Consider the following 12155-nt stretch of genomic DNA (forward strand, 5'->3'; position numbering starts at 1 on the left):
AAACTGTAAACGATGTCCTTGCACTACCTGTAAACTATCTTACTACTCTATACACTGTGATCGCCCGCCAATACCTGATATCGCTCAATTAAGCGGGTGAACACAGTTCGCCCCTACATTTTAACAAAGGAGACTCAATATGACCAAAAAACCCAATCTGTTGTTTTTCGGCATCGACAGCCTGCGCCGCGACCGCATGAGCTTATACGGCTACGACCGTCTGACCACGCCGCACATCGACAAATATCTCGAAAAAGGAACCGTTTACAACCACTGCTTCTCGGCGCACATCCCGACCACGCCGGGTTATGCCAACATGCTGACCGGCCTCGACTGTTTCGGCACGAACGTCGTCGCACTGCGCCATGAGGGCGAACTGGCTCCGAACATCAAGACTTTACCCGAAATTTTACGTGAAAACGGCTACGACACTACCTGCGTCGGTTTTAAAAACGTCTCGGGCAGGGGTTTTGACAGATACATCGACTTTGAGGGCTGGAACGCACAGGGTGACGGCAGAGCGCATAAGGCCGAAAACCTCAACGCCGTTGCAATCCCGGAGCTGGAACGCCTGGCCAAGAACGATAAGCCCTTCTGCCTGTTCCTGCGCCATATGGACCCGCACTCGCCGTACCGCGCTCCCGAGCCCTTCCACAAGATGTTTTATCAGGGCAACGAGTTCGACCCGAATAACCACTCGCTCGACCCGGTCTTCAAATTTAAACCTTTCTGCGATTATTTCGCCTCCTGGTTCCCGCAGGGCTGCACCGACGCAGAATATGTCTGCGCCCAGTACGACGCCGAGATCGCTTATATGGACTCCTGCATCCAACTGATTCTGCAAAAACTCAAGGATCTCGGACTCGAAAACGACACGCTGGTCGTCTTCTCCTCCGACCACGGCGAGACACTGTATGACCACGACTGCTACTTCGACCACCACAGCATGTATGACAACTGCCTGGTCGTTCCGTTCGCAGTTCGTTTCCCGGGCAGAGTCCCGGCGGGCAAACGCGTTGACGACATCTGCACATTGGCCGACGTCACTCCGACCGTGCTCGAGATCCTCGATATCAAGACCGACATCAATTTCGACGGCCGCAGCATGTTCTCGACGGCGTTCGGCGGAACGGTCGCACACCGCGACGAGTTCTACATCACCGAGTGCACCTGGATGCGCAAACACGGCTGGCGCACCCCGAAGTGGAAGCTGATGGTCGCCTTGGAACCGGATTTCCACTATAAACCCGAGATCGAGCTCTATGACCTCGAAAACGATCCGAAAGAAACTATCAACGTCGCCGAGATCCGTCCCGACGTCATCGCCGAGCTGCGTGCCAAGATGGAAGCGCATATCGCGAAACGCGAGAAAGAGACCGGCAGGACCAACCCGATGTACACGAACCTCAACTGGCACGGCATGAAACTCGGACGGGGCTTCAACAGCTCCGACGAGGCCTATAATACCATGCACATCGGCGATCCGGGCGCTGCCCAAAGATTGCAGCAGAGATAGTAATACGAGAGTAAAATTAAGTTATCTTCGAATTGCAAAAGGAAGAATAAATCAAAATGAGCAAAAAACTTCGCGCTGCCGTCATCGGGCTCGGCCCGATCGGCAGCAATAACCATTGTCAGGCATATACCACCTGTCCCGACGCCGAACTCGTCGGCGCCTGCGACATCAACAAAGAGCGCGCCGATGCCGCTGCAAAGCGGTACGGCATTCAGGTCTGGTACGATGCTCAGAAGATGCTCGACGAGCTCAAACCCGACTTGGTCAGCGTCGCCACGGGCGGTTTCGAATACGGCTCCGATCACTATGAGCCGACCTTGCAAGCTTTACGCGCAGGCTGCGACGTGTTGACCGAAAAACCCATCTGCAACGACTTGAAAAAGGCGCAGGAGATGGTCGATACGGCCAAAGCGCTCAACCGCCGGTTCGCGGTTGACATGAATCACCGGTTCACCCCGGCGGCGAGAGCGGCAAAAAAGTGGCAAAACGAAGGCCGCATCGGCGACCTGCTGTTTTTGAACATGGCGCTCTGGATCGGACGCTTCCAGCCGCATTTCGACACCGAGTATTACCACATGAAGGCCTTGAATCCCCACAGCTGCGACATCCTGCGCTATTTCGGCGGCGACGTCGAGCAGGTGCACTGCTTTGCGATGAAAGCGCCCGGACGTGAAATCTACTCCACCGCTTCGTTCAACCTCAAATTCGTCAACGGCGCGGTCGGCCACCTGACAAGTTCCTATGACATCGAGCGCGGACACCCGATGGAGCGCTGCGAGGTCGCCGGAACAAAAGGCCGGCTTGTGTTCGAAGATATGTGGCGGGAGGCGACCTTGTACCCTGCGGGCGATCTTGAAAAGCGCGTCTTCACCAATCCGGTATTCGGCGGCTTCCGCGATTTTTACGACACCTTCCGGGATCGCATCCACAGCTTTGCTAAAGAATGCGCAAATGGGGTCAAGCCCGCTGACATCGACGGCAGCGGTGCGGACGGTCTCGAAGCCAGCCGCATCATCCATGCGGGAATTCAGTCGCTTAAAACCGGGAAAACGGTTTTTGTCCGGGACGTAAATGAATAATCATTTGTACATTTAAATTTCCAATAAACCCAAAGGAGCAACGAACATGGCAATTAAAATCGGAATCATCGGTATGGGCGGCATCGGCAACACCCACGCCAAATGCTACAAAGCCGATCCGCTGGCAACGCTGGTCTGCGTCTGCGATGTCAACAAGGAGCGTGCCGACAAAGCCGCCGCCGATTACGGCGTCAAAGCGTTCTATACGCAGGACGAGATGATGAAGGCCCATCCGGAACTCGATTACATCGACGTCACCACTTCGGGCTTCGACAACGGCTCTTGGCACTATGAACCGGTCATGAAGGCGCTCGACGCCGGCTTTAACGCCTTTGTCGAAAAGCCGATCAGCAACAACGCCGACGAGGCGCGCGAGATGGTCATCACAGCAGCTAAAAAAGGCCTGTATCTCGGCTGCAACCTCAACCACAGCTTCACCAAACCCGCAGACAAGGCGCAGGAATTGATCAATCAGGGCAAGATCGGCGAGCCGGTCTACATCCTGCACAAGGTCGGCTTCAACAGCGGTGAGAAAAACTATAACGCGCCCAACTATCACGGTGCGGCTTATCCGAGAATGGCCTGCGCCTATTCGCATGCCTATGCATTCCTGTCCCACCCGTTTTCGCTGATGCGCAAATTCGGCGGCGAAATCACCCATGTCCAGGCGTTCTTTGACAAACCCGGCGTCCGCAAGAGCGCGGATGACCTGATGTGGTCGATCAACGGCATCAACTGCAAATTCCAAAACGGCAGCATCGGTTATCTGCTGTCCCAGCGCGGCGACGCCCACTTCGGCCTCGGCGGTTGGTGGAGCTTCGAAATGGCCGGCACCAAAGGTACCTTCTGCATCGAAAACTGCGTCGAAAAGCTGTATTATTGGGACGCGGGCAAAAAGAGCAAAAACATGAGCACGCCCAAACCCAAGATCTTCGATTTTAAAGAGACCGATTTCGGCCTCACCTTCAAAAACCGCCTGCACGCGTTCTTAGAGGATTTGACCAACAAAGTCCCGCCCGAGCACATCAGAAGCTCCGGCCGCGATGCATTGGCCACCCTCGAATACACAGTTGCGGCGATCAATTCGTTCGAAGAAGGCGGCGCTCTGGTCCGTCCGCGCGCGCTCCCGCCGATCCACGGCACCCCGGGATTCGTTCTTTAGAAATTACAATATACGCAATGACAAACCCGCCGCTGCTTTCCGCAGAGGCGGGTTGTTTGAATCGTATGTAATAACCGTCATTTCCGCCCTTGACAGAACACGGGCAAGTGCGTATCATATCTCTTAAAGACACATGAAAGGGGGAGTCGAACGCACAACGAATCCCTCTGCTTTTTTAACAAAAACAGCAAATTTATATGAATGAAAGGGAACCGAGTTATGTCTGCCAGTTTCATCAGACCCGCCTCCGAAATCAGGGAGGATATCGAAAAGAACCCCGAGATGCGTAAACTCTATCAGGATTTAAAAGACAAAGCTGATTACTGGAGAGCGAATTTTTCGGAGAGCGTCGAGGATATCTCCGGCTGGGGGCACAGCTATGTCTGCCCCAAGTGCTCTTCCGCGCTAAAATATGACCTTCAAAACCGCGATGTCCATCTCTGCCCCGATTGCAACGTCTCATATGACAATCAAGCGATTCGTGAAGCCTGGAACTCCTTCCGCCGCCATGATATCATGGGCGGTGTCAAATCGGCCGCCGTGGTCTGCCATGTCGAGGGCGAATCGGCGAAGGAATACAAAGAATTTATTTTAAAAGTCCTCACCTGGTACGCCGACCATTACGACCAATTTGACGAGCACGGCATCTGGGTCGGCAGAGCCAAACTGATGGGTCACACGCTAGACGAGGCCTGCTGGGGCATCACGCTTCTCGACGCGTTGTTCATCTCCGGAATCGACCCCGAGTCCGAGGCGGCGCAGCATTTGAAAAAGAAGCTGTTGGTTCCGATGATGCGCCTGATCATGTCCCAGCCGACGAATTTAATGAACATCTCGCTTTGGCATGCCGCCTTCGCGACCGGCGTCGGCGTCTATTTCAAAGACGAATTCCTGCTGCGTCCCTATGCGCGTTACGAGCGCAACGGCAAGCGTTTGATTTTGGACAATATCACGGCCGACGGGCTGTGGCGTGAAAACTCTCCCGGCTATCATTATTACGCGCTCTCGGCGGCTCTGAGTTTTTACAGCTATGCAAAGCAGATGGACCTTGCCGACGAAGAACTCAGCACCATGCTGTTAAAGGCCTATACCGCACCGCTCAAACTGCTTTATCCGAACGGTGAAATGCCCTCGACCAGCGACGGCTGGAAGTATTCCGTCGACTCGGTCACGGATATCTACAAGCAGGTTTATTTCCTGTTCAAAGACACGCCGGACGCCGATGCGCTTGCGGCGGTCATCCACTTCAAAGAACCCAAACCGACCGCGAATTCGCTCTATTACGGAATCCCGCCCAAACCCGACTATGACCTGCTCAACCAAAAATCCGTGCACATGAGCAACAACAAGCAGGTGATGCTGCGCAGTGAGGCGGCCTGCGTCTTTCTGAAATACGGCAACCTCTGCGCGGGACATTCCCACCCCGACGCGCTGGAACTCTCCATCTTCCCGTTCTCGATGGACCCGGGTTCGCTCAGCTACGGCGCGGCGATTCACGGCGAATATTTTTACGTCAACGCCAGCCATTCCACTTTTATGCTCGACGGCGATAACCAGATCAGAACCGCCTGCGGCACCGGTGAGATGTCCGCCGACGGGCTTGCCTTTGACGCAACGGTCGACGGCACCTATCCGGGCGTGACCGCGTCCAGAGCCGTCAAGCTCAAGGATCTTTCCCCAAAAACCTGCGAAATCAACGACAAGACCTCGATTAAATGCGACGCCGACCATCAGATCGACTGGATTTTCCACAGTATCGGCGACTTTACGGCAAACGGTACTTTAACGCCGGATTCAATCAAAGAAAACGAAAACGGCTTCAAGTATTTCACCAATATACAACGTTGGACAGGCGACAGCTTCACCTGCACCTGGAACTTCGAGGGCGATCAGCTGACGTTAAAACTCCCGGGCATGGCCGATACGACCATTTATATCGCCGTAACACCGGACAACCCCACCAAACGGGAACGCCATGCGATTTTGATCCGCAGGCAGGGAAAGGCCCTCGATGTCAATGCCTTGTTCACATTGAATAAAAAATAAAACATCACTGTTCATTTTAAAGCTCGGTTTCCGATAGGAAGCCGGGCTTTATGATTGAAATTCGGAAAATTTTATGATATATTCAATTTGGTTTGTAGGTAAAAGACTTCCTCACCCATTTGAAAGGATGATATCATATGAAACCTGCCATGAGGTTTGGCGGCTGCGATTTTGCTGGCCGGATGAATACGATTTATGCCGAGACGGTCAATGATTTGATTTCCAAAGTGGAGACCGGCAAAGACCCGAATTATAAAAAGGGCTTTCTGCACACCTCGACGGTTCCGCACAATTTCACCAGTTATTACAACGAGATGTGGTCCCGGGACAGCGGGCGCGGGCTGATTGAAATCGCGCGGCTCGGCTTTTCCGAACTTGTGATGCCGGTGGCGCGCTATATGCTCACTGCGCTGAACGATGCCGACCATTGGGGACGCATTATAGACCGCTACACCGGAAAGCCGGGGAAGCCGACTCAGTTGGGCGATTACGAGACCGACGGAAACGCGCTGGTGTTGCTCGGCATTTATAACACCTGGCTCGCCGCAGGGCGCGAACCGGCACTTGCCAAAGAGTTCATGGAGGGCGTTATGCCCGTCGTCGATTGGATTGACCGCATGATGAAGACCTCCCCTTACGGCGGACTGCTGCCTTGCAAATCGGAACTCTCCGGCAACCCGAACACGCCCTATGTGGTGTATGCCGTCTATCCGAATTACGGCATCAAAACCGCACTCGCCGCCTTAAAAACGATGGCCGAAGCCGCCGGGGACAAGGAAACGGCGCAAAAGCTCGCCGAGATGCACGGAAAGCTCTCAAAGGCGCTGACAGACAATCTCGTGGAAGGCGAACGCAGCTGGACGCCGGAAAAGACCAAGGCGGCGTTTTCACGGTATTCGCCCGTGCGTGAAGGGTGCTGGATCAACGGCATCGACAGCCGCGACGGCAGCGAATATAACTATGCGGACTGGGACAGCATTCATTTTCCGATCAACGCCTGGACGCGTCAGCTGCCGTTTATTTTCGATTCCGACCTCGGCTTGTGCAGCCCCGAACAGGGCGGCCTAAAAGAAGTAAATAATAACAGTTACGAATATATTCTTGAACAGATGTGCAAGGGGACTTATTTCCGCAAATACGGCTTTGTCAGCAACACCTGCTGGGAGGGCATGCGCGGCCGCCACGACGATACGATGACCGGTTACGGGCAGGGATTTATGACCCAAGCCGCGATTTTGATGGATGACGTCAACGCCTACACCAAATTGCTTGAAGGCATTGCCCGCCTCGCCTACGACGGTGATGTGATGCAGCCGACCTCCCACGAGATGAACCCGTGGATTTTGCACGAGTGTTTTGACTACGACGCCTACGAAAACGCACAAGACCACACGGCGGGATTCCATAATAACGGCCGCTTCGGCGTGATGGAAAACCCGGGCGACGAGGGCAATTTGGTGCAGGAGGCCGAGCCGCTCAAGGCAATGACGTTGATGTCGGGCATCGAAAACGGCGCAAAGCTGCGTATTCTGCCGCGCATTCCGTGGACGTATGACACCATCGAGGTACGCGACTTCCCGGTGTTTCAAAACGGACAGAGCGGGCGCATCTCCTATCGGATGGAGCATGAGCGCTGGCTGCGCAAAGTGCGCGTGAACGTCGAAAGCACCATCCCGCTCGAGTTCGATTTCCGGGTCGGCCCGTTCCCGCAGGTTTGCGACTTCACCGACACTGCGGATTGCCGAAAAGAGTTCACCAAAAACGCCTCGTGGATTTGGAAAACCGGACTGTCCGGCAAGAGCGCTGAATTTGACATCAATCTGTCGTGATATGTAATAAAAAACTCCGCATATGTTTGGATATTTGCATGCGGGAGTTATATTTAATGTCTACTGTACAAATCAAAAATGCCGCCGCTATGTGGCTATAATGGCATATTTGATCAGTGAGACATCAATGAATTTTATTCGGCAGACATTATATTACATGGCTTTTCTCTCCCTATAAAAACCGCCCCTTCCGCATGGAAGGAGCGGTCGTTTATAATTGAACGAGATATCCCGTACGGGGAGCCTTCTGCCGGATTAATTCCAACCGTGTTTTTTTAAACATTCAAGCATGTACCGATAGTTTTCAGGATTGACGCTTTTATGAATGCTGTTACTGCTGGACAATATATACCCGCCGGGTTTTCCCTTTGCAAGGCAGTCAAGCACAGCGGCTTCTACATCCTCCAACGTACCGGTGACAAGCACATCCGCGCAGTTTACATTGCCTTTCAATGCAATCCGGTCACCGTACTTGGCTTTGATGTCGCCGATATCCATATGCCCCATCGGATCGATTGGATCAAGACAGTCAATGCCTGAACCGACTAAATCGTCAAGAATATCATGTAAATCACCGTCTGTATGTTTGACGATAAGAAGCCCGTTTTCATGCGCGGCACTTACAATCTCACAAAACCTTGGTAGAATTTGTGCCCTGTACATATCCGGGCTGATCAGCGTGCCGCGGCCATCGGCGATATCATCCAAGCAGGCAATGACTTCCACGCCAAGACTGCGCATGTTCCGCATAACAGCAGTGCTGTATTCAATACTCATACACATCAATTCGTCAACCAATGCCGGTTCTTCATAAAAGCCGGCGAGAAAATTTTCGAAGCCCAGTGTATCGCGCGGAAATGAAAAAACATCCCTCACGCGCCCGACCACAAGTCTTTCTTGACTGACACTTTCAAGCGCTTTGCGAAGTGTGACATAAATCGCATCATCATCCGGAGAAGGCATTTGAAAATTTTTCAGATCCGATGGGGTACTGACAGGGAATCCGACGGCGGACGGATATTCATCACTATAGGCGCGGATGACACCAAACTCATCTTTGAAAATTTTATCATTAATAGGGGTGATGCGCCGGTCCTGCCAAATTGCAATACCATCAATGTCGAGTTCTTCTATAAACCGGCAGCTGTCCTCTTGGCCTGTGAGCGCACGATAAATGCCCGGGTAAATATCCCATTCTATCGTCGGGATACGGTCAGGAATGCCGCGTTTCAACGCAGTCAGTAACCGTTCTTTTCCTGTCATAACAATCTCCTTGCAACAAATATCGATATTATTATAACATTTAAAATGACCCCTGTCTATGAACACACGAAATACTGCGAAGACTAATCACAATGCTTCGCGTGGATTGTGGTTTGATTATGAAAAATTAGCAAACGGTGTGCCACAGCATTTTCTTGTCAATTTTGGTTCTGAACCTGCGTAATTTTATTTTGCTCGCTTCTTTTTTAATATTTTTAGCGTTTTTACCCCGGTGAAAAAATGCGCCTTTATTCAGTAGGCATTACTTAGAAGGAGAATGTTGTAAATCGTAGACATCTGTAGTATTATTACAATAACCAAATGGATCTATTAACAAATCGGTTTGCAATATCAACAGAAAGGAGTGTTGAAGCTTTGGAACACGCATATGACGTTGTGGTCATCGGCGCGGGCAACGGAGGCCTTACCGCCGCCGCGACCATGGCAAAAGCGGGCAAAAAAACGCTGCTGCTGGAGCAGCACAACCTGCCGGGCGGGTTTGCAACGAGCTTTGTGAGGGGGCGGTTCGAATTTGAGCCGTCGCTGCATGAACTCTGCGACGTCGGCTCGGAGGAAAATCCCGGCGAAGTTCGGCGGCTATTAGAGCAGACGCTGGGCATCTCGGTCGGCTGGGCGGCGGTGCCGGAGGCCTACCGGCTAATAACCATTGCGGAGGGAAAAGACAATCTCAACGTGGTAATGCCGTTCGGCGTCAAAGAATTCGTCGATCAAATGGAGGCATATGTGCCCGGCAGCAGAAAATCGATGGAGAAATTCATCAAGCTCTGCGAGCAGATCATGGCGGCGCTTGCTTATATCGGCGCTTCCGGCGGCAAGGCGGACCCCGAAGTACTGATGAAGGAGCACGCAAACTTCTTAAAATGCGGCGGTTACAGCGTCAGCCAAGTATTGAAGTCCCTGCACATGCCGAAAAAAGCACAACGCATCCTCTGCGCCTACTGGTGCTACACCGGTGTCAGCACGGACCAACTCAACTTTGCATTATTTGCTGCCATGCTTTATAAGTATCTGGTGAAGGGCGCATGGATCCCCAAAATGCGCTCCCATGAACTCTCCGTCGCGCTGGATGCGCGCATCCGAGAGCTCGGCGGCGAGATTTGGTATAACACCCGCGCCGAAAAAATCCTCACAAAAGACGGCAAAATCATCGGCGTACATACAAACCATGGAGATATCAAGACCGGGCACGTCATCGCCTGCTGCTCGCCCAACGCGGTTTTCGGCGACATGATGGATCATAGCGATGTGCCGGAAAAGCAAACCCGAATGGTCAACGCCCGCCGGATCGGTGCGCGCGGATTTGTTACCTACCTCGGCCTTAATAAAACCGCGGACGAACTGGGGCTGAAGGACTACAGCTATTTTATCTACGAGTCGATGGACACGGTCAAGGAATCCGCGCGCGCGGACGGGTTCAACGACCATCCCATGCAGGCGACCGTCTGCCTCAACCGCGCCAACCCCGGCTGCTCACCGGAAGGCACATGCATTATGAGTTTTACCACGCTTTATAATAAAGATGTGTGGGGCGATGTTCCCCCTGAGGATTATGTCAATAAAAAGCGGGAAGTCGCCGAGAAGATGATCCGCGATTTCGAAACTCATGTCGGCATCAGCCTTACGCCTTATATCGAGGAAATCGAAATCGCCACCCCCGTGACCATGGCGCGCTATACGTTGAATCCGCAGGGTGCGATGTATTCCTATTCCTGCGGCGATTGGGATACCATGCTGCCGCGGCTTATGATGCTCAAAGAAGACCAGATCGTCCCGGGCATCCGGTTTGCGGGCGGGTACGGGCCGCGCATCTACGGTTACAGCTCGACCTACTTAAACGGCGAACTCACCGCAAAACTCACGCTTGCGGACATGAAGGAGGCGGCACAATGAGCAACTTCAACTTTCATGTAAAACCCATCGGTCTGTTCGATATGCTGCACTTTAAAAAGATGGTGCCCGCGCGGCAAAAAGCGCTTGCCTGCGGTTCAACTACCTCCGTGACCGGTGTTTACGGCTCTAATAAACTCGCAGGCATCCTGCACCCGAAAACGCAGTGCTTGACCATCTCAGAAATAATTGAACACGGCGAAAACGCCAAATCGTATGTACTCACCGGTGAACACCCGGCGCCGTTTCGCGCGGGGCAGTACTTATCGGTTTCGCTGAAAATCGGTTCTTCGGTGCTCACGCGCCCATACTCGATTTCCTGTTCGCCCAAATGGGCATCGGAGAGCAAATACGCGCTGACTGTCAAGCGCCAGCAGGACGGCTTTGCCTCCGGTTGGATTTTGGACAACTGGAGAGTCGGAGATGAAATCACAACCTCCGGTCCGGAGGGCACCTTTTATTACGAACCGCTGCGAGATGCAAAACACGTCGTCGGTCTGGCGGGCGGCTGCGGCATCACGCCGTTTCTGTCGATGGCCTATGCCATCCGCGACGGAGTCGAGGATTTCCGCCTGACACTGCTCTACGGCAGCCGGAAGGAGGCCGACATCCTCTACCGCAGAGAACTGGACGAAATCGCAAAGGCAACCGACAAGGTCAGAATCGTCCATATCCTCAGCGACGAAAAGAAGGAAGGCTTCGAATACGGTTTCATCACTGCGGAAGAGATTCAGAAAGCGTGCGAAGGCGATACCTGCAGCCTTTTCCTCTGCGGCCCCGCCGCCATGTACGCATTTGTCGATAAAGAGATTGAGAAGCTTAATCTGACCGGCAAGTTCATCCGCCACGAACTGTATGCCGCAGCCGCATCGCCGGGTAAGTTCAAGGACTACCCGGGAGACACGGGCAAGGCCTTTACCCTCACGGTGAAACTTTACGGCGAAACGCTGACGATGCCGATGGCCTCGTCCGAAACGGTATTGGTAGCTCTGGAGCGCGCGGGTGTTGCCGCCCCAAGCCGCTGCCGGGGCGGAGAATGCGGGTGGTGCCGCGCAAAGCTGGACAGCGGGGAGGTCTTTTTACCCGCGTTTCTGGATAAGCGCCGCATGGCGGACGTTCGTGCCGGGTATATCCATCCCTGCTGTTCCTATCCGCTCGGTGATTTGGCCATTGAGGTCTGGCCGGAGTGAGTTAATCACATAACACAATTTGCAAGATATCCGGAATGGGAATTGCCATGTCATTCCTCTTTGCGGAGGGTTGGAATTCCGCCACGATCGGCGCGCGCTCAGCACCGGGGTGGCCTGGCCATATGAAAAACCCCCGAAATCCGTATAATCGGATTTCGGGGG

At 53.3% G+C, this 12155-nt stretch carries 8 protein-coding genes; 7 read left to right on the plus strand and 1 reads right to left on the minus strand.

Going from position 1 to position 12155, the window contains the following annotated elements:
* Window positions 1-139 precede the first annotated feature (139 nt).
* From PKH29_11370 to PKH29_11390, 5 genes are all read left to right on the plus strand, one after another.
* Complete coding sequence (locus PKH29_11370) at window positions 140-1516, plus strand: sulfatase (protein HNX15435.1); 1377 nt, start codon at window positions 140-142, stop codon at window positions 1514-1516.
* A 56-nt stretch (window positions 1517-1572) separates the two neighbouring features.
* The gene (locus PKH29_11375; protein ID HNX15436.1) at window positions 1573-2595 is read left to right on the plus strand and encodes a Gfo/Idh/MocA family oxidoreductase; all 1023 of its coding nucleotides are present in this window, start codon (window positions 1573-1575) and stop codon (window positions 2593-2595) included.
* A gap of 46 nt (window positions 2596-2641) precedes the next feature.
* Window positions 2642-3757, plus strand: coding sequence for a Gfo/Idh/MocA family oxidoreductase (locus tag PKH29_11380; GenBank protein HNX15437.1), 1116 nt, complete (start codon window positions 2642-2644; stop codon window positions 3755-3757).
* Between the two features lie 219 nt (window positions 3758-3976).
* Window positions 3977-5803 (plus strand): heparinase II/III family protein, encoded by a 1827-nt coding sequence (locus PKH29_11385; protein ID HNX15438.1) that lies wholly within the window; start codon window positions 3977-3979, stop codon window positions 5801-5803.
* A 137-nt stretch (window positions 5804-5940) separates the two neighbouring features.
* The gene (locus PKH29_11390) at window positions 5941-7632 is read left to right on the plus strand and encodes a hypothetical protein (GenBank protein ID HNX15439.1); all 1692 of its coding nucleotides are present in this window, start codon (window positions 5941-5943) and stop codon (window positions 7630-7632) included.
* 255 nt (window positions 7633-7887) lie between these two features.
* On the opposite strand, the gene PKH29_11395 is transcribed toward PKH29_11390, so the two are convergent.
* Entirely contained in the window at window positions 7888-8895 is a 1008-nt protein-coding gene (locus PKH29_11395) for a uroporphyrinogen decarboxylase family protein (GenBank protein HNX15440.1), read from the minus strand.
* Window positions 8896-9270: 375 nt separating this feature from the next.
* Here PKH29_11395 and PKH29_11400 point away from each other — a divergent pair, with 375 nt between their 5' ends.
* Both PKH29_11400 and PKH29_11405 read left to right on the plus strand, forming a co-directional pair.
* Complete coding sequence (locus PKH29_11400; GenBank protein ID HNX15441.1) at window positions 9271-10806, plus strand: NAD(P)/FAD-dependent oxidoreductase; 1536 nt, start codon at window positions 9271-9273, stop codon at window positions 10804-10806.
* Window positions 10803-11993: an iron-sulfur cluster-binding domain-containing protein gene (locus PKH29_11405; protein HNX15442.1), complete on the plus strand. Its 1191-nt coding sequence runs from the start codon at window positions 10803-10805 to the stop codon at window positions 11991-11993. The genes PKH29_11400 and PKH29_11405 overlap by 4 nt, the downstream gene beginning before the upstream one ends.
* The last annotated feature ends 162 nt before the right edge of the window (window positions 11994-12155 follow it).

Source organism: Oscillospiraceae bacterium (assembly GCA_035353335.1).
Taxonomy (GTDB): Bacteria; Bacillota; Clostridia; order Oscillospirales; family JAKOTC01; genus DAOPZJ01.